Source organism: Streptomyces sp. CB01201 (assembly GCF_002803085.1).
Lineage (GTDB): Bacteria > Actinomycetota > Actinomycetes > Streptomycetales > Streptomycetaceae > Streptomyces > Streptomyces hundungensis.
Genome location: NZ_NNBJ01000012.1, coordinates 187482 through 205632 on the forward strand (window position 1 = coordinate 187482; position 18151 = coordinate 205632).

Genomic DNA, 18151 nt, shown 5'->3' on the forward strand with positions numbered 1-18151 from the left:
GCCCGGTTGCGTAGGCTTCCGGGGTGAGCGAACAGAGCAAATTTCCCTGGGGGCCCGCCACCGGCGTCGGCTCGATGCCGGGCGGCGACGCGCGGGAGACCGCCAAGACCGTCACCGGCTCGCTGATCGGGGCCGAAGGGGCGAGCGGTGACTTCCCGTACCTCGCGGAACTGCCCGCGCGCGGGCCCGGCTCCGACATGATCGGGCGGACCATCGGGCTCCTCGTCGAGATGTACGGGCACGTCGAGCCCAGCGGCTGGCGGGTCGGGGACCGGCCCGGCCGGGACACCCGGCGGGCCAGGTCCTGGCTCGGCGAGGACCTCGACGCCCTGGAGGAGTTCACCCAGGAGTACACCGGCCCGCTCAAGGTGCAGGCCGTCGGCCCGTGGACGCTGGCCGCGGCCCTGGAGCTCAGGAACGGCGAGCTCTCGCTCGGCGACCCCGGCGCCTGCCGCGACCTCGCGGGGTCGCTCGCCGAAGGCCTGCGCGACCACCTCGCCGACGTACGCCGCCGCGTCCCCGGAGCCCGGCTGGTGCTCCAGCTCGACGAGCCCTCGCTCACCTCCGTACTGCGCGGACAGATCCGTACCGCCAGCGGATACCGCACCCACCGGGCCGTCGACCGGCAGCTCGTGGAGGGCGCGCTGCGCGAGGTCATGGCCGTGCACGACGGCCCCGTCGTGGTCCACTCCTGCGCCCCCGACGTCCCGTTCGCGCTGCTGCGGCGGGCCGGAGCCGCAGGAGTGTCGTTCGATTTCTCGCTGCTCACCGAGCGTGACGACGAGCAGATCGGTGAGGCCGCCGAGAGCGGTGTGAAGCTCTTCGCCGGAGTGGTGCCCGCCACCGACGGCCCATTGTCAGACCCTGCCGGTAGCGTCATGGGTGTCAGGACGCTGTGGCGCAGGCTGGGGCTGAATCCGGGGACTCTGGGCGAGTCCGTGGTGATCACTCCCACGTGCGGCATGGCGGGCGCGTCCCCGGCCCACGCGCGGGCCGCGCTCGCCCACTGCGTCCGGGCGGCGAGATCGCTCGCGGACAACCCTGAGTGACGGGGTCAACGGGAAACGGGAGGACATGACGGTGGCTGGCGAACAGAACGCGGCGGTGCCCGCGGAGGCACGGGAGCAGCACGCGCTCCTCGCCGAGCAGATCGAGGAGCACCGCTTCCGGTACTACGTACGGGACCAACCGGTCATCAGCGACGGAGACTTCGACAAGTTGCTCCGCTCCCTGGAAGCCCTGGAGGACGAGCACCCCGAGCTGCGCACGCCCGACTCGCCGACCCAGAAGGTCGCGGGCGCCTACGAGACGGACTTCGCCTCGGTCGAGCACCGCGAGCGGATGCTGTCCCTGGACAACGCCTTCGACGACGAGGAACTGGCCGCCTGGGCCGAGCGCATCGCCAAGGACGTCGGCACCGGCGCCTACCACTACCTGTGCGAGCTGAAGGTCGACGGCCTCGCCGTGAACCTGACGTACGAGCACGGCAGGCTGACCCGCGCCGCCACCCGCGGCGACGGCCGCACCGGCGAGGACATCACGCCCAACGTGCGCACCATCGCCGACATCCCCACCCGCCTCAAGGGCGACCGCATCCCCGCCCTCGTCGAGATCCGGGGCGAGGTCTACTTCCCGATGGAGGCCTTCGAGGGCCTCAACGCGCGCCTGGTCGAAGCGGGCGACAAGCCGTTCGCCAACCCCCGCAACGCGGCCGCCGGTTCACTGCGCCAGAAGGATCCGAAGGTCACCGCGACCCGGCCGCTGCACATGGTGGTGCACGGCATCGGCGCCCGCGAGGGCTTCGACATCGACCGCCTCTCCCAGGCCTACGAGCTGCTGCGCGAATGGGGCCTGCCCACCGCTCAGCACAACAAGGTCGTCAACTCCCTCGAAGAAGTGCGGCAGTTCATCGCCTACATGGGCGAGAACCGGCACTCGGTGGTGGAGCACGAGATCGACGGTGTCGTCGTCAAGCTCGACGAGATCCCCCTCCAGGGCCGCCTCGGCTCCACCGCGCGCGCCCCGCGCTGGGCCATCGCCTGGAAGTACGCGCCCGAAGAGGTCAACACCAGACTCATCAACATCCGCGTGGGCGTGGGCCGTACGGGCCGTGTCACGCCCTACGCACAGGTCGAGCCCGTCACCGTGGCAGGCTCCGAGGTCGAGTTCGCCACCCTCCACAACCAGGACGTGGTCAAGGCCAAGGGCGTCCTCATCGGCGACACCGTGGTGCTGCGCAAGGCCGGGGACGTCATCCCGGAGATCCTCGGCCCCGTCGCCGACCTGCGCGACGGCAGCGAATACCCCTTCGAGATGCCCGCCGAGTGCCCGGAGTGCGGCACCGCGCTGCGTCCGATGAAGGAGGGCGACATCGACCTCCGCTGCCCCAACGCGCAGTCCTGCCCCGCCCAATTGAGGGAGCGGCTCTTCTACCTGGCGGGCCGCAAGAGCCTCGACATCGAGAACTTCGGATACGTCGCCGCCGCCGCCCTCACCAAACCGCTGGAGCCGGCCGAGCCGCCCCTGCTCGACGAGGGCGGACTTTTCGACCTCACGATGGATCAGCTCCTGCCCATCAGGGCGTACGTGCTCGATCAGGACAGCGGACTGCCCAAGCGGGACCCGAAGACCGGCGAGGAGAAGACCGCACTCGTCTTCGCCAACATGAACGGCGAGCCGCGCAAGAACGCCGTCTCGATGCTGGAGAACATCGCGGCCGCCAAGGAGCGCCCGCTGGCCCGCATCCTCACCGGGCTCTCCATCCGGCACGTCGGACCGGTCGCCGCCGAGGCGCTGGCCCGCGAATTCCGCTCCGTCGAGCGCATCGAGCAGGCGACCGAGGAGGAACTCGCCGCGGTCGAGGGCGTGGGCGGCATCATCGCGGCCTCCCTCAAGCAGTGGTTCGCCGAGGAGTGGCACCAGGAGATCCTGCGCAAGTGGAAGGCCGCGGGCGTCCGCATGGAGGACGAGAGCACCGGCGAGGACGAGGGGCCGCGCCCGCTGGAGGGCCTCACCGTCGTCGTGACCGGAACGCTTGAGCGGCACACCAGAGATGGCGCGAAAGAGGCGTTGCAGAGCCGTGGAGCGAAGGTAACCGGTTCCGTTTCGAAGAAGACGTCGTTCGTCGTTGTCGGCGACAGCCCCGGTTCCAAATACGACAAGGCGATGCAGCTGAAGGTTCCGGTTCTGGACGAGGACGGCTTCGCCGTTCTGCTGGAACAAGGGCCCGACGCGGCGAGGGAAGCCGCGATGCCCACCGCCCCGGAGGGGGAATGAGAGTCAAAGAAGGGTAGTAACAGGGGGCCTGGAGGCTGCGCGGAGTCACCCGTTCGGCGCATAGCAGACCGATGCGGGTGGCTGGGTCGCATTCGGGCAAGAGCTGTAGACCGCTGCCCGACAGAGCCTTCCGCGGCCTACTGTTGAGATGTGCGCCGGTCGTGCACGGCTGATGGCCCCTGCTCGTGAAGCGTTTGGGGAGCAACACCAGTCGTGGTGGCATGACATCGGGGCCATCGCGTGCACGGGCACCGCCGGCTGTGAGAGGGACGGGAATGAAACCGACCGAGAGCACCGCCCCGGCCGTGAGGCTGCGCGGGTTCACGGGCCTTTCGTCCGGGTTGACGGCCGTGGTCACCGGTCTGGCGGGCGTGGTCCTCGCCACCGGCTGCTACCGCGCCGTCCAAGCAGGCGACGCCCTGTTTCCGGGCGGGACCACGGGCTGGTCGCTGGCCGTCCTCAGCGGCATCATCGTCGGCCACCTCGTCGCGCTCGGCCGGGAGCGCTGGTGGGGCGGCACCGGCTCCGGCGCCGCCCTCACCATCGCGGTCCTGCTCCTGTACGGCTGGCTGCCGGCCGCGCTGGTCAGCCTGGCCGTGGTGGTCCTGGTCGGAGCCGCGCGGCGGAACCGCTGGCGCCAGGGCGTGCTGCACGGCGCCGTGGACGTCCTCGGGATAGGGGCCGCGGGCCTGGTGCTTGCCGCGCTCGACATCGTCCCGAGCGTCGCCCAGCCGTGGTGGCCCACCCAGTGGAGCCTCGCCACCGTCCCTGAGATCGTGCTCGCGGCGGGCACGTACCTGCTGATCACCCGGACGCTGCTCTGGTACGCCCTCGCCCCGCGCAACGGCCTGCCCACGGTCGCCCGTACGGCTCTGCTGCGACAGGGCCTGGTGGCGGTCGCGCTGCTCGGCATCGCACCGCTGATCTGCGTCGTCGCCATGGCGGTGCCCGTGCTGCTCCCGCTGTTCGCGGTGCCGCTCGTCGCCCTCGACTCGACGCTCTGGATCGCCCGGGCCCGCGCCGAGGAGCAGCTGCGCGACCCGTTGACCGGGCTCCCCAACCGCCAGTGGCTCCTGGAGCGGACCTGGTCGGCCCTGGAGGAGGCGGAGAACGCCGGCTCCCGTACCGCCCTCGTCCTGATCGACCTCGATCGCTTCCGGTCGGTGAACGACACCCTCGGGCACCTCGCCGGAGACCGCCTGCTCCTCCAGATAGCCGAACGCCTCAGGACCGCTCTGCCGCGTGGCGCCGAGGTGGCCCGGCTCGGCGGGGACGAGTTCGCCGTGCTGCTTCCGGTCTGCGAATCCGCGACCAGCGCCATGCGCACCGCCCGCGGTCTGGTCGCCGAGCTGTCCTCACCGCTCGACCTGGACGGGCTGACCCTGGTCCTGGAGGCCAGTGCGGGCGTGGCGCTCTTCCCGGACCACGCGCTGGACGCCGAAGGGCTGCTGCGGCGGGCCGACGTCGCGATGTACCAGGCGAAGCGGGACCGTACGGGCGTGGAGGTGTACGAGTCCAAACGGGACTCCAACACCCCTGACCGGCTTGGCCTGTTGGGCGATCTTCGGCGGGCGCTGGACGCCGGGGACGTGGAGCTGCACTACCAGCCGAAGGTTCAGTTCGACGGGCAGGTGGCGGGGCTTGAGGCGCTGGTGCGCTGGGTGCACCCCGAGCGCGGGCGGGTGGCGCCGGACGAGTTCATCGCCATCGCCGAGTCCAGCGGGCTCATGCCGCACCTCACGGAGTACGTCCTGGACACCGCGCTCGCGCAGGTGGCCCGGTGGCGTGCGCAGGGCCTCAACGTCCCGGTCGCCGTCAATGTGTCGCCGCGCGACGTCCACACGCCCGGCTTCGCCGGGTCCGTCGCGGCCCGGCTCGCCCGGCACGGGGTGCCGGCCGGCGCGCTGCAACTGGAGATAACGGAACACGTCCTCCTGGAGGACCCGCAACGGGCCGCCGATACCTTGGCCGGGCTGACCGGGCACGGCGTCAAGATGTCCCTCGACGACTTCGGTACGGGGTACTCCTCGCTGGTGCACCTGCGGCGGCTGCCGGTCAGCGAGCTGAAGATCGACCGGTCGTTCGTGGCGCGGCTCGCCATCGACAACGAGGACGCGGAGATCGTTCGCTGCACCGTCGATCTCGCCCATTCGCTGGGCCTGTTGGTGGTCGCGGAGGGCGTCGAGGACGACGAGACGTGGGAGCGGTTGCGGGACCTGGGGTGCGATGCGGTTCAGGGGTGGCTGGTGGCTGCGGCGATGCCGCCGGCCGAGGCGACGGCTTGGCTGCTTGCGCGGGGGGACTCCGGGTGGCATCGGCCTGCCGAGATCGCGGCGGAGGCTGCGCGGGCCGCGGCGGAGGCGTCCCGGGCCTCGGGCCAGCCCGTTCAGTGACCCCGCCCGGGGCTCCGCCCCGGACCCCGTTCGCGCCTTGAGGGCGCTCGTCCTCAAACTCCCCCAAGGCCGTAAGGGCCAGGGGGGACCCCCATGACAGGCTGAGGATGCTTGTGCTGGCCGGCACCGAGCCATTCAGGGTCACCTACGGGGGCGCGGGGAACTGCGCGAGAAGCGGCCACGGTCCACACACGGAAACGGGCTTAGGGGCGCGGGGAACTGCGCGACCAGCCACACACGGTCCGCAGTCGCCCCCGCCGCCCCCGGGCCTGCGCACCGACCCCGCGCCCGGGTGCGCCCTACCCCGCGTGGACCGTCCCCGCGTACCTCCGTACGAAACGGCCCCCGCTCGCCGCCGTCACCGTGAGGTCGTAACTCCCGTTCTTCAGAGGCCAGTTCACCGATGTGCGGTCCCTCGGGGGGACCCATACCACCCGGGAGCCCCGGTCGTCGGAGACCGTGAAGGACAGCTCGGCCGTGCCCTCGTTGCGGAGGCGGAGCTCCATGGTGCGGCGCCCGTGCAGGGTGGCCGTCACCGAGGGGACGGGGGCCGGGGCCGAGGGTGTCGCGCGCGTCACCGTGCCGGAGAAGCGGCGCAGGAAGCCGTCCGCGCCGTGGACCGTGAAGTCGTAGCGGCCGTCCGTGTCCGCCGTCTCCCAGACGTAGGTCTTCGACGTGCCGGGTGCCACCGTGAACGGCGTGCCGGCGAACGGCTTCAGGGTGTTGGGGAGCACCGTGAAGTGGAAGGTGGCGGATCCGTGGTTGGCCAGGGTGCAGGTGACCCGGCCCGTCGTGCGGTCCACCGCCACGTCCGCCCACGGGCGGTACGGCAGCTCCCGGTGCGGACGGGTGCCCGGCTCCTGGGTGGGCATCGACTGGGCTCCGTTGGGCGGCAGTTTGACCGCGGGCAGCGCGTTGCCCGCGTCCGCCTTGGCCATCAGGGCCACGGTGTCGGGGAGCTTCGGGATCGAGTAGTCCGGCTTCGTGAAGTCGAAGCAGCTCGTCAGGTCGCCGCACACCGAGCGGCGCCAGGCCGAGATGTTCGGCTCCTGGACTCCGGTCACCAGCTCCAGGAAGCGGAGCACCGAAGTGTGGTCGAAGACCTGGGAGTTGACGTAGCCGCCGCGCGACCACGGGGAGATCGCCCAGAGCGGGACCCGGTTGCCCAGGCCGATCGGGCGGCCCGCCGCGAACTCGTCCGGGGTGCCCGGCTCGGGGAACGGCGGCAGCACGTGGTCGAAGTAGCCGTCGTTCTCGTCGTACATGACCAGGAAGACGGTGTGCTTCCACACCTCCGGGTTCGAGAAGAGGGACTGGAGGGCCTGGTCGACCCAGTGCGCGCCGTAGTCGGGGCCCGCCGAAGGGTGCTCGCTGAAGAGGTAGGGGGCCACCAGCCAGGACACCGTCGGGAGTGTGCCGTCCTTGCAGTCCTTGTCGAAGGCGGCCGGGTCGAACTTGGTCATCGCGTTGACGTAACGCGGGTCGTCGGCGGGGAAGTGGTGGAACTGCTTGAAGTAGGAGAGGGCGTTGTCGTCGTAGTCGCCGTACCGGTCGTCCTTCGACGGGTTGTGGTAGACCCGCCAGCTGACCTTCGCCGCCTCCAGGCGCTCCGCGTACGTCGTCCAGTCCGCGACCGGGTTGTCGGTGACCGGGGTGTTGTCCGTCCAGGGCCCGGTGGTGCCGTCCTTGCCGGGGCCGCAGGTGCCCGTCCACAGGTAGAGGCGGTTGGGGTCGGTGGGGCCCGCCTGGGAGCAGAAGTAGCCGTCGCACAGGGTGAACGCGTCGGCCAGGGCGTACTGGTAGGGGATGTCCTCGCGGGTGAAGTAGCCCATGGTCCGCTCGCCCTTGGCGGCCACCCACTTGTTCATCGCGCCGCCGTTGATCGCGGTGTGACCGGTGCCCCAGTCGTGCGGGAGGCCGCCCGCGTTCTGGGCGTTGTACTTCGTGGTGTCCATCCGGAACGGCAGCATGAAGCCGTCGGCGCGGCCCGCGTCCGGCTGGCGGAAGACGGAGTCGCCGTTGGGGAACGTCAGTGCCTGGCGGTCGTCGAAGCCCCGGACACCGGCCAGAGCGCCGAAGTAGTGGTCGAAGCTGCGGTTCTCCTGCATCAGGACGACGACGTGCTTGACGTCCTCGATGCTGCCCTTCGGGCGCGGGGCGGCGGTGGCGGTGGTGGGGTCGGGCAGGCCGACGGCGGCGGCGGCCGCGGTCGCGGCGGACGCGCCCACGAAGGCGCGGCGGCTCAGGGGAGTCATGACGGGGGAGTCCTTCGAGTCTTCAGGGCTTCGGGTCTTCAGGTCTTCAGGGCTTCGGGTCTTCGGCGCTTCGGGTCGGAGGGTGAGGCCGGGGCAGGCCCGGTGGTGGCTCGCCGCGTCGGCGGGTCGGGCCGGGCGCTCGGCGGACCGCGGATCAGCGGACCGTGAAGGTGACCGCGGGCGCCGCGTGATCGGAGGGCCAGCCGTTGGCGGCGGTGTCCGGCACCGGCTTCGGCCAGCCCGTGCACAGCGCGTACGCCGCCTCGACGCGCAGCGGGCCCGTGTACTGGACCTGGTCGACGCGGTCCCGCGGCTCGTCCGGGCGCACCGGCGACCAGGTGGTGCCGGGCTCGCGGGACGGGTTCGGGTGCGCCTCGCGGAACGCGTCGTGCAGGCCTGCCGAGGCGAGCGCCACCGTCACCGGCCAGCGCACCTTGGTGGCGCGGTCGAGGTGCGAGGGGGAGGCCAGGCCGGCCGCGAGCACGACCGGTGTGCTCCGCGCCGCCAGGTCGCCCTTCATCGCGGTGAGCAGCGCCGTCGCCTGCCGGTGCCGCAGGCTCGCGCGTTCGGCGGCCTCGACCTCGGCGGGGGTGCGTCCGTCCCGGAGCGCGTAGGGCCCGTACGCGGCCTCGTCCAGTTGGGCCGCCCACAGCCGGAGCCGTCGCCCGCCCGGGAGTTGGAGCGTGGCGGCGACCGCGGGCACGTCCGCGACCGGGGCCGCCGCGTCCGTGAGCGGGAAGCGGCTGACGATGCCGACCCCGGCCGGGGTGTCGTAGGCGTGCCAGCCCAGGGCGTCGGCGAGCGGCTTCGCCGAGGTGCCGCCCGTCTCCTGGAGGGCCAGGACGTCCAGACCCTGCCCGAGCACGAGGCGCGCCAGCTTCTCCGCCGGGCCGTCGATGTGGGTTCCGGCGTCCCACAGGTTCAGGGAGGCGATCGTCAGACGCGGCCGGGACCCGGCGGCGCGCACCGGCACCTGGACGGTGACGGCATCGCTCGCGCCCGCGCTGTCCTTGACCGCGACGACGATCCGTCCGGGGTGCGGGCCCGGCCGCCCGGGCGCGGTCCCGGTGACCGTGCCGTCGGCGCCGACGGACAGCCACGCGTCGCCGGACAGCCGGCGGAACGACGGGGTGCCCGCCGGATTGCCCGGCGGGCGCACCCACAGCGGGGCCAGCGGAACCGCAACCGACGACCCGGCCGCGTACTCGCCGGTCGTGAAGGAGTCCAGGGCGGCGTGCGGCGCCACCACCGGCGGACGGGCGGCGATCGTGATCGGCGCGGTCCGCGCGAGGATCCCGTAGCCGTCCTTTGCCAGCAGGTAGGCGGTGTAGACGCCCTCGCCGAGGCCGGAGGTGTCGAGCGTGATGTCGCCGGCCGCGGTCGTCACGTACGACCAGGCGAGCGAGGAGCCGGTGCCGGGGGCGCGGTCGCCGTCGTAGACACCGATCCAGTTCTTCGGGTCGGGCGCTTCGGTGGTCCAGTGGAAGGCGAGCCTGTCGCCCTCGCGGGGGCTGCCCGGCGTACTGAGCCGGATCGTACTGAGGGGGGACACGGGGGGCCTGGTCCTCTCGATGGACGCCGTGGTGGGGCGAGTTGGCTGAACAACTTCGCCCAGTCAGCCAGGCGTCCGCACACGCGATGTGAACGGAGGATGACCAGATGTGGGAGATCCACGGACGCGCGGGGAAGCGCCCGGAGAGCGACCGGTCACGAGCGCCGGGGCCGGTGACCGAGGGTGAGTGGGTAATCCGTTTCGTGGTGAGGGCGGTGCGCCCCATAGGATTGGGCCCAAACCACACTCACTCACCCCTGAGGATCGCTGCATGCCTGGCATTACGCGCGAGGAGGTCGCCCACCTCGCCCGGCTGGCGCGTCTGGAGCTGAAGGGCGAAGAGCTCGACCACTTCGCCGGACAGCTCGACGACATCATCGGCGCGGTCGCCCGCGTCTCCGAGGTCGCCGACCAAGACGTACCCCCGACCTCCCACCCGCTGCCGCTGACCAATGTCATGCGCGCGGACGAGGTCCGTCCGTCGCTCACCCCCGCGCAGGCGCTCTCCGGCGCCCCGGCCCAGGAGCAGCAGCGTTTCAAGGTGCCGCAGATCCTGGGGGAGGACTAATCACCATGACGGACATCATCAAGCTCACCGCGGCCGAGATCGCCGCGAGGATCGCGGCCGGCGAACTCACCGCCGTCGAGGTCACCGAGGCCCACCTGGCGCGCATCGAGGCCGTCGACGAGAAGGTCCACGCCTTCCTGCACGTCGACCGCGAGGGCGCGCTGGCCCAGGCCCGTGCCGTCGACGCCAAGCGCGCGGCCGGCGAGAAGCTCGGCCCGCTGGCCGGCGTCCCCCTGGCGCTGAAGGACATCTTCACCACCGAGGGCATCCCGACCACCGTCGGCTCGAAGATCCTCGAAGGCTGGATCCCGCCGTACGACGCGACGCTCACCAAGCGCCTCAAGGACGCGGACGTCGTCATCCTCGGCAAGACCAACATGGACGAGTTCGCCATGGGGTCCTCCACCGAGAACAGCGCGTACGGCCCGACCGGCAACCCCTGGGACCTGACCCGCATCCCGGGCGGCTCCGGCGGCGGTTCCTCCGCCGCTCTCGCCTCCTACGAGGCGCCGCTCGCCATCGGCACCGACACCGGCGGCTCCATCCGCCAGCCGGCCGCCGTCACCGGCACGGTCGGCGTCAAGCCGACCTACGGCGCGGTCTCCCGCTACGGCATGGTCGCCTTCTCGTCCTCCCTCGACCAGGGCGGGCCCTGTGCCCGTACGGTCCTGGACGCGGCGCTGCTCCACGAGGTCATCGCCGGGCACGACCCGCTCGACTCGACGTCCATCGACGCGCCGGTCCCGCCGGTCGTCGAGGCCGCCCGCAACGGCTCGGTGGCCGGGATGCGCGTCGGCGTCGTCAAGCAGTTCTCGGGCGAGGGCTACCAGGCCGGTGTCGTCCAGCGCTTCAACGAGTCGGTCGAGCTGCTCAAATCGCTCGGCGCCGAGATCGTCGAGCTGGACTGCCCGTCCTTCGACCTGGCGCTCTCCGCGTACTACCTGATCGCGCCGTCGGAGTGCTCCTCCAACCTGGCCCGCTTCGACGCCATGCGCTACGGCCTGCGGGTCGGCGACGACGGCACGAAGTCCGCCGAGGACGTCACCGCGCTGACCCGCGAGGCCGGCTTCGGCGACGAGGTCAAGCGTCGCATCATCCTCGGTACGTACGCCCTGAGCTCCGGCTACTACGACGCGTACTACGGCTCCGCCCAGAAGGTCCGCACGCTCATCACGCGCGACTTCGAGAAGGCCTTCGAGCAGGTCGACGTGATCGTCTCGCCGACCACGCCCACCACCGCCTTCCCGATCGGCGAGCGTGCCGACGACCCGATGGCGATGTACCTCGCGGACCTGTGCACCATCCCGACCAACATGGCGGGCAACGCCGCCATGTCGCTGCCCTGCGGCCTCGCGCCGGAGGACGGCCTGCCGGTCGGGCTCCAGATCATCGCCCCTGCCCTGAAGGACGACCGCCTGTACAAGGTGGGTGCCGCCGTCGAGGCCGCCTTCGTGGAAAAGTGGGGACACCCGCTGCTTGAGGAGGCTCCGTCGCTGTGAGTGCACTGACCAAGGCCAAAGGCTTCAAGAAGTCCAAGGCCGGTACGTACCTGTCCATCGGCACCACCGCCTTCGGTGCCATCAGCGTCGCCAAGCAGGCCAAGAAGGCCCGCACCGACAACGACACGCTGAAGCTCCTGGACGCCATCGTCTCCGCCGCCGCCATCGCCACCGGTGTCGCCCTCCTGCTGCGCGAGCTCAAGCGCATCGGTGACGACGACGTCCTGTTGGGCTGAGAGGGAAGTTTTTCACCGTGACCGTCATTGATCTGGTCTCGTACGAGGACGCCCTCGCGTCGTACGACCCCGTCATGGGCCTTGAGGTCCATGTCGAACTCGGCACCAAAACCAAGATGTTCTGCGGCTGTTCGACCGAGCTGGGCGCCGAGCCCAACTCGCAGACCTGCCCCACCTGCCTCGGCCTGCCCGGCTCGCTCCCGGTCGTCAACGCGATCGGCGTCGAGTCGGCCGTCAAGATCGGCCTCGCGCTCAACTGCGAGATCGCCGAGTGGTGCCGCTTCGCCCGGAAGAACTACTTCTATCCGGACATGCCGAAGAACTTCCAGACCTCGCAGTACGACGAGCCGATCGCCTTCAACGGCTATCTGGACGTCCAGTTGGAGGACGGCGAGATCTTCCGCGTGGAGATCGAGCGCGCCCACATGGAGGAGGACACCGGCAAGTCCACGCACGTCGGTGGCGCGACGGGCCGCATCCACGGCGCCTCGCACTCGCTCCTGGACTACAACCGCGCGGGCATCCCGCTCATCGAGATCGTCACCAAGCCGATCGAGGGAGCGGGCGAGCGCGCCCCCGAGGTCGCCAAGGCGTACGTGGCCGAGCTGCGCGAGGTCATCAAGGCGCTGGACGTCTCCGAGGCCCGGATGGACAAGGGCCAGATGCGCTGCGACGTGAACCTGTCGCTGCGGCCCAACGGCACCGAGAAGTTCGGTACGCGTTCGGAGACCAAGAACGTCAACTCGCTGCGTTCGGTGGAGCGGGCCGCCCGCTTCGAGATCCAGCGGCACGCGGCGGTGCTGTCCTCCGGCGGCACGATCGTGCAGGAGACCCGGCACTTCCACGAGGAGGACGGGTCCACCACCTCGGGCCGCATCAAGGACAACGCCGAGGACTACCGCTACTTCCCCGAGCCGGACCTGGTGCCGGTGGCTCCCGCGCGCGCCTGGGTCGAGGAGCTGCGGGCCGCCCTCCCGGAGATGCCGCGGGTGCGGCGCAACCGGCTCCGCGAGGAGTGGGGCGTCAGCGAGCACGACATGCAGTCGATGCTCAACGCCGGTGCGGTCGACCCGATCGTCGCGACGATCGCGGCCGGGGCGGATGCGGCCGGTGCCCGCAAGTGGTGGATGGGCGAGCTCGCCCGCAACGCCAACGAGCGGGGCGTCGCGCTCGACGAGCTGCCCGTCACCCCGGCGCAGGTCGCCCGGGTCGTGGCGCTGGTCGCGGCCGGTGACCTCAACGACAAGCTGGCTCGCCAGGTCATCGAGGGTGTCCTCGCGGGCGAGGGCGACCCGGACGCGGTCGTCGAGAAGCGCGGCCTGAAGGTCGTCTCGGACGAGGGGGCCCTGGGGGCTGCCGTGGACGAGGCGATCGCGTCCAACGCGGCGATCGCCGAGAAGATCCGGGGCGGGAAGGTTGCGGCGGTGGGGGCGCTGGTCGGTGCGGTCATGAAGACCACGCGGGGTCAGGCCGACGCGGGCCGCGTCAAGCAGCTCATCCTGGAGAGGCTGGGCGTGGAGGGCTAGCCCTCCGGCCCTGTTGGGGGCGGCCCCCGTCGGCGTCTGTCCGGTGGGGGCCGCCCTTTGCTCGGCTCCGGGCGGTTTGCCCACCCTCCCGCCCGTTGCCCGGGGTTGGTTGGTTCCGGGTCCCCCTGGGGCTCCGCCCCAGACCCCGTTCGCGCCTTAAGGGCGCTCGTCCTCAAACGCCGGACGGGCTGAAGATGCCTGCACTGGCCCGCATCGATCAGCCGGGCGGGGTGAGGGTGCCTGTATGGGCCCGTGTTGATGAGCCGGGCGGGGTGAGGGTGCCTGCATGGGCCCGTGTTGATGAGCCGGGCGGGGTGAGGGTGCCTGCATGGGCCCGCGCCGATCAGCCGGGCGGGGTGAGGATCCTCGTGCGGGCCAACAGCGGTACCGCCAAGGGGCGCGGGGCCGTGTCGTTTGCGCGGCTTCGCCGCGGTGGCGCGACGGGCGGGGGTCCGGGTCCGTCCCCTACCGGGGCGCGCCTACAGGGGCGCGGGGAACTGCGCGACCAGCCCCCACGGTCCGCAGAGATCGAACCCACTCGCACCCCCGGCCCGCAGGGCCAAAGCCCCCACCGCTCGCACCCCCGGCCCGCAGGGCCAAAGCCCCCACCGCTGGCACCCCCGGCCCGCAGGGCCAAGCCCCGCCCACACCCCGGCCCGTAGGGCCAAGCCCACGCCCCGGTACCCCGGCCCGCAGGGCCAAGCCCCCGGCACCACCCGCACCCCCGGCCCCCAGGGCCAAGCCACCCCCGCCCCCCCCAGCCCCCCGCAGGGGAAAAGGGGGTTGGACTTCCGGAAGGAGGGCTTGGACGTTCATCCGGGGGCCGGGGTGGGGCCTTCTGGGGGACACCCCGGGTCACTACCGTTCCCCCCGTACGCACCACACCGCTCGGGAGGACCCCTTGACCACGGACAACGCCGCCGCCGCAGCCGGCATCTCACGGCGCCGACTGCTCGCCCTGAGCGGCGGAGCCCTCGGCGCGGCCGCAGCCGGCTCGCTGCTGCCGCCCTCGTTGCAGTCGGCGATGGCCGCCGGACCTCCCCCCGGCGGGCTGAGCGCGGTCAAGCACGTCGTGATCCTCATGCAGGAGAACCGGTCCTTCGACCACTACTTCGGCACCCTGCGCGGCGTACGCGGCTTCGGTGACCGCAATGCGCTGCAACTCCCGGGCGGCAAGCCCGTGTTCGAGCAGCCGGGTCCGCTCGGCACGACCGTCCTGCCCTTCCCGGTGCGCGGCGCCGCGGCCACCCAGCACAAGGACCTCCAGTACATAGGCGCCCTCGACCACTCCTGGAGCGGCGGCGCCAAGGCCTGGAACGGCGGCTGGATGGACAACTGGGTCTCCGCGAAGACCTCGGCGACCATGGCCTACTACGACCGCCAGGACATCCCGCTGCACTACGAGCTCGCCGACACCTTCACCGTCTGCGACGCCTACCACTCCTCCATCCACAGCTCCACCAGCCCCAACCGCAACCACTTGTGGAGCGGGAAGACCGGGTTCGAGGCCAACGGTCAGCGGGCCGTCGGCAACGACGCGTACGACGAGGGAACCCACCCCGGGTACGACTGGGGCACCTACGCCGAGCGGCTCGAAAAGGCCGGGCGCAGCTGGAAGACGTACACCGAGTGGGAGAACTTCACCGACAACCAGATCGAGTTCTTCACCACCTTCAAGGCGATCGCCCGCAAGGCGCTGGCCAAGACCGGTGGGCACACCTTCATGGAGTCCTTCTACGGTGTCGTGCGCGACGCCCCGGACGACACCGAGCGGCAGCGGCTCCTGGGGCTGCTCGACCAGGGCGTCGCCACCCTCACCAAGGCCGAACGCAGCCTGTTCGAGCGGGGGTTGAGGCGGGTGCCGACCGGCACGCTCGCCGACGCCTTCGGCAAGGACGTCGCCGCCGGCACCCTGCCCGAGGTCTCCTACCTGGTGCCCTCCGCGCTCGACTCGGAGCACCCGAGCGTCTCCTCGCCCGTGCACAGCGCCACCATCGTCTACAAGGTGCTCGACGCGCTCGGCAAGCACCCCGACGTCTGGCGGCACACCGTCGTCCTCATCAACTACGACGAGAACGACGGCTTCTTCGACCACGTCCCGCCGCCCGTCGCCCCGCCCGAGGTGGCCGACGAGCAGTGGCAGGGGCATCCGACCGGGCTCGGCGCGCGGGTGCCGATGCTGGTCGTCTCGCCCTGGAGCGTCGGCGGCTACGTCTGCTCGGAGGTCTTCGACCACACCTCCGTGATCCGCTTCCTGGAGCACTGGACGGGAGTGCGCGAGCCCAACATCAGCAAGTGGCGCCGCACCGTCACGGGCGATCTGACCTCCGCGTTCGACTTCAAGCGCGGCAGGCCGCAGCCCGCCGTGACGCACCCGGGCCCCATCCCGCCGCTGAGCGGACGCTGGAGCCCCAGGCCGCCCGCCCAGCAGCACATGCCCGTACAGGAGGAGGGCACCCGGCCCGCCCGGCCGCTGCCGTACCAGCCGGACGCGTACGCCAAGGTCGCGGGCGAGGCGCTCCAGGTGCAGCTCAGCAACAACGGCCGGTCCAGTGTCCACTTCGCGCTCTACCCGTACGCCAAGGAATTCCCCGCGCCGCAGCACAGCGACGTCCGGGGCAAGGCGCAGTGGAACGTGCCCCTGGCTCAGGGAGCGAACGGCGCCTACAAGTTCACGGTGACCGGGCCGAACGGCTTCCGGCGCGAGTTCGAGGGGGCGGCGGCCACCGACGCCGCCGAGCTGACCACGTACCTCGACCACGACGACCGCGATGTTCATCTGACGCTGCGCAACCGCGGTCACCGGGCCGTCACCTTCGTCGTACGGCCGTTGGGCTACGCCGACGAGGCCGATCTGCGGGACTGGAAGCGGACCGTGACGGTCAAGCCGGGGCGCAGCCGCACCGTGGTGCACTCCGCCGCCGACGCGCACGGCTGGTACGACCTCGAAGTGACCACGGACGACGGGACCTCCTTCCGCCGCCGTCTGATGGGCCACATCGAGAACGGGCGGCCCAGCGTCTCCGGCTGACCCCGGCGGCAGGCCGGCCCGGGCCCTCGGGCGCCGGGCCCGGCCCCTGCACCGCCGTGCGAAGATTCCCGGACGGCCGAGCGGGCCGTGCCGCCCGTGCCGTGACCGGCCGGGTGTACGCGGGTGGAGGAGCGCGGGGATGTTCGCAGTATCGCTGGGTGACGACGGGGCCGAGCTGGGCCCCTTGGAGCCGTGGCAGGCCGAGGAGTTCCTCACCCACATGGACCGGGGCCGCGAGTTCATCGGCACCCACATCGCGCTGCCCGACTTCGTGACCGACCAGGCCTCCGCCCGCGCCTACCTCCAGAGCTACGCGGACAAGACGGCCGCGGACGCCGGGCGGCTGTACGGCATCCGGATCGACGGCACCCTGGTCGGCGGCGTCCTGTTCCGGATCTTCGACGCGGCACAGGGCACCTGCGAGGTCGGCTGCTGGCTGGAGCCCTCGGCACTCGGGCGGGGCCTGATCACCCGGGCGATCGCCCTGCTGATCGACTGGGCCGTGGACGTCCGCGGCATGCACCGCGTCGAATGGGTGGCGGTCGCCGAGAACACCCCGAGCATCAACGTGGCCAAGCGGCTCGGCATGACCAGGGACGCGGTGCTCCGCGAGAACTACCTCTACCGCGGGGTGCGCCACGACAGCGAGGTATGGGCGGTGCTCGCCGACGACTGGCGCGCGGCCCGCGCCGGGCGTTAAGGAAGCTCTCAGCGGGCTCTCAGAAACGGCCCCTAGCGTGCCGGGCATGAACGCCACCCCCGCCACGACGAAGACCGACGCCGAGACCGAGCCCAGGACGGACGCCGAAAAGGAGACCGCCGCCACCGCCGAGGCCACGTCCACCCCTGGGGGAGCGCCCGCGGAGAAGGTGTCCGGCGCCAACGGCACCCCGGACGCGCCGGACACCGAGGACCACCCCGAACCCGAGGACGGACACCTCGGAGGCGAGCTCGACGCCGGGGCGGCCCCGGCCCGCGCGGGATTCGGCGCGGGCGCCGCGGCCGTGGTCGCGGGCGCGCTCGGCGCGGTGTCCCTCACCGGCACCTGGATGGGAAAGACGCTCTCCGAGCGGGCCACCCTGATCGGCCAGATCAAGACCTCCCAGGGCGGTACCGCGGCCCAGCAGATCCAGCAGATCTACGGAAACTCCTGGCACACCACCGCCCTGGTCAACGGCGTCTTCGCGCTGCTCGCCCTGATCGTCGGCGCGGTCGTGCTGGCCCGGCCCGCCTTCGGCACGCCCGGCCGCGCCGAGCAGCCGGTGTGGGTCAAGGCCGTCGCCCTTGCCGGAGTCGTCCTCGGCGTGGTCGGCCTGCTGATCTCGGCGGGCATGTACCTCGACCTGTTCGCGGCCCTGCCCAGCGCCAAGGGCTGAGCCCGAGGCGAGGGGGGGCGTCTAAGGCCCCCCGGCCCCCCGCCTTAGGCGGCTGCGGTCCGCTCCGGTCCGCCATACGGACCGTCTAAGGCGGCACCCCCGTACAGATGCGGCACTCGCCCCATGCGCGAGAGGCCCCTGGGAGACGAGAGTTGAGGCATCGCAAGGAACCCGGAACACCGGGTCCGAGCGGAAAGCCCCAGCCACTCACCACCACCCGGGAGCACCGAGATGTACGACTACGAGATCTACAAGAACCGCCAGGCCGAGCTGCTGCGCCAGGCGGACCAGGAGCGCCTCGCGGCCCAGGTCCGCCGGGCCGGGCGCCGTTTCGGCCGCCGCAGTGGCGGCAACGGGCCGGAGAGGCGGGTGAGTTCACCGCGGAGCCGGTTCGCACGGGCCGCCTGAACCGCCCGGCCGACCGCGATGACGACCACCC

At 71.7% G+C, this 18151-nt stretch carries 13 protein-coding genes; 11 read left to right on the forward strand and 2 right to left on the reverse strand.

The annotated features are described in order from the left end of the window. Positions 1–23 precede the first annotated feature (23 nt). The 3 genes from CG740_RS25340 (at position 24) to CG740_RS25350 (ending at position 5669) form a co-directional block, all read left to right on the forward strand. Positions 24–1049: a methionine synthase gene (locus CG740_RS25340; protein WP_100577569.1), complete on the forward strand. Its 1026-nt coding sequence runs from the start codon at positions 24–26 to the stop codon at positions 1047–1049. Positions 1050–1074: 25 nt separating this feature from the next. Continuing rightward, entirely contained in the window at positions 1075–3276 is a 2202-nt protein-coding gene (ligA, locus tag CG740_RS25345; RefSeq protein ID WP_376211000.1) for an NAD-dependent DNA ligase LigA, read from the forward strand. A gap of 275 nt (positions 3277–3551) precedes the next feature. Then, a complete protein-coding gene (locus CG740_RS25350; RefSeq protein ID WP_100577570.1) occupies positions 3552–5669 on the forward strand; it encodes a putative bifunctional diguanylate cyclase/phosphodiesterase in 2118 nt (705 codons plus the stop codon). Positions 5670–5968: 299 nt separating this feature from the next. On the opposite strand, the gene CG740_RS25355 is transcribed toward CG740_RS25350, so the two are convergent. Together CG740_RS25355 and CG740_RS25360 are read right to left on the reverse strand one after the other, a co-directional pair. After that, positions 5969–7924 (reverse strand): phosphocholine-specific phospholipase C, encoded by a 1956-nt coding sequence (locus CG740_RS25355; protein WP_100577571.1) that lies wholly within the window; start codon positions 7922–7924, stop codon positions 5969–5971. 154 nt (positions 7925–8078) lie between these two features. After that, positions 8079–9476, reverse strand: coding sequence for an endonuclease/exonuclease/phosphatase family protein (locus CG740_RS25360; protein WP_100577572.1), 1398 nt, complete (start codon positions 9474–9476; stop codon positions 8079–8081). A gap of 271 nt (positions 9477–9747) precedes the next feature. Between CG740_RS25360 and gatC the strand changes: the two genes are divergently transcribed. The 8 genes from gatC to CG740_RS40440 all read left to right on the forward strand — a co-directional run bounded on the left by gatC (position 9748) and on the right by CG740_RS40440 (position 18120). After that, a complete protein-coding gene (gatC, locus tag CG740_RS25365; protein WP_003966094.1) occupies positions 9748–10044 on the forward strand; it encodes an Asp-tRNA(Asn)/Glu-tRNA(Gln) amidotransferase subunit GatC in 297 nt (98 codons plus the stop codon). 5 nt (positions 10045–10049) lie between these two features. Then, on the forward strand, positions 10050–11543 hold the full coding sequence (gatA, locus tag CG740_RS25370; RefSeq protein ID WP_100577573.1) for an Asp-tRNA(Asn)/Glu-tRNA(Gln) amidotransferase subunit GatA: 1494 nt from the start codon (positions 10050–10052) through the stop codon (positions 11541–11543). Then, entirely contained in the window at positions 11540–11779 is a 240-nt protein-coding gene (locus CG740_RS25375; RefSeq protein ID WP_100577574.1) for a hypothetical protein, read from the forward strand. The genes gatA and CG740_RS25375 overlap by 4 nt, the downstream gene beginning before the upstream one ends. A gap of 17 nt (positions 11780–11796) precedes the next feature. After that, positions 11797–13305 carry an Asp-tRNA(Asn)/Glu-tRNA(Gln) amidotransferase subunit GatB gene (gatB, locus tag CG740_RS25380; protein ID WP_100577575.1) on the forward strand — a complete coding sequence of 503 codons (1509 nt, stop codon included), beginning with the start codon at positions 11797–11799 and terminating at the stop codon, positions 13303–13305. 934 nt (positions 13306–14239) lie between these two features. Further along, positions 14240–16336: a phosphocholine-specific phospholipase C gene (locus CG740_RS25385; RefSeq protein WP_100577638.1), complete on the forward strand. Its 2097-nt coding sequence runs from the start codon at positions 14240–14242 to the stop codon at positions 16334–16336. Between the two features lie 139 nt (positions 16337–16475). Further along, a complete protein-coding gene (locus CG740_RS25390; RefSeq protein WP_100577576.1) occupies positions 16476–17036 on the forward strand; it encodes a GNAT family N-acetyltransferase in 561 nt (186 codons plus the stop codon). A 46-nt stretch (positions 17037–17082) separates the two neighbouring features. Continuing rightward, positions 17083–17712 (forward strand): hypothetical protein, encoded by a 630-nt coding sequence (locus CG740_RS25395; protein WP_100577639.1) that lies wholly within the window; start codon positions 17083–17085, stop codon positions 17710–17712. Between the two features lie 231 nt (positions 17713–17943). Beyond that, positions 17944–18120, forward strand: coding sequence for a hypothetical protein (locus tag CG740_RS40440; protein ID WP_199846567.1), 177 nt, complete (start codon positions 17944–17946; stop codon positions 18118–18120). The last annotated feature ends 31 nt before the right edge of the window (positions 18121–18151 follow it).

What these genes read in the sequence shown, in the direction of transcription:
- ligA (WP_376211000.1), top strand. Translation starts at nt 1,075, where the DNA reads ATGACGGTGGCTGGCGAACAGAACGCGGCGGTGCCCGCGGAGGCACGG.
- CG740_RS25350 (WP_100577570.1), top strand. Translation starts at nt 3,552, where the DNA reads ATGAAACCGACCGAGAGCACCGCCCCGGCCGTGAGGCTGCGCGGGTTC.
- CG740_RS25355 (WP_100577571.1), bottom strand. Translation starts at nt 7,924, where the DNA reads ATGACTCCCCTGAGCCGCCGCGCCTTCGTGGGCGCGTCCGCCGCGACC.
- gatC (WP_003966094.1), top strand. Translation starts at nt 9,748, where the DNA reads ATGCCTGGCATTACGCGCGAGGAGGTCGCCCACCTCGCCCGGCTGGCG.
- gatA (WP_100577573.1), top strand. Translation starts at nt 10,050, where the DNA reads ATGACGGACATCATCAAGCTCACCGCGGCCGAGATCGCCGCGAGGATC.
- CG740_RS25390 (WP_100577576.1), top strand. Translation starts at nt 16,476, where the DNA reads ATGTTCGCAGTATCGCTGGGTGACGACGGGGCCGAGCTGGGCCCCTTG.
- CG740_RS25395 (WP_100577639.1), top strand. Translation starts at nt 17,083, where the DNA reads ATGAACGCCACCCCCGCCACGACGAAGACCGACGCCGAGACCGAGCCC.
- CG740_RS40440 (WP_199846567.1), top strand. Translation starts at nt 17,944, where the DNA reads ATGTACGACTACGAGATCTACAAGAACCGCCAGGCCGAGCTGCTGCGC.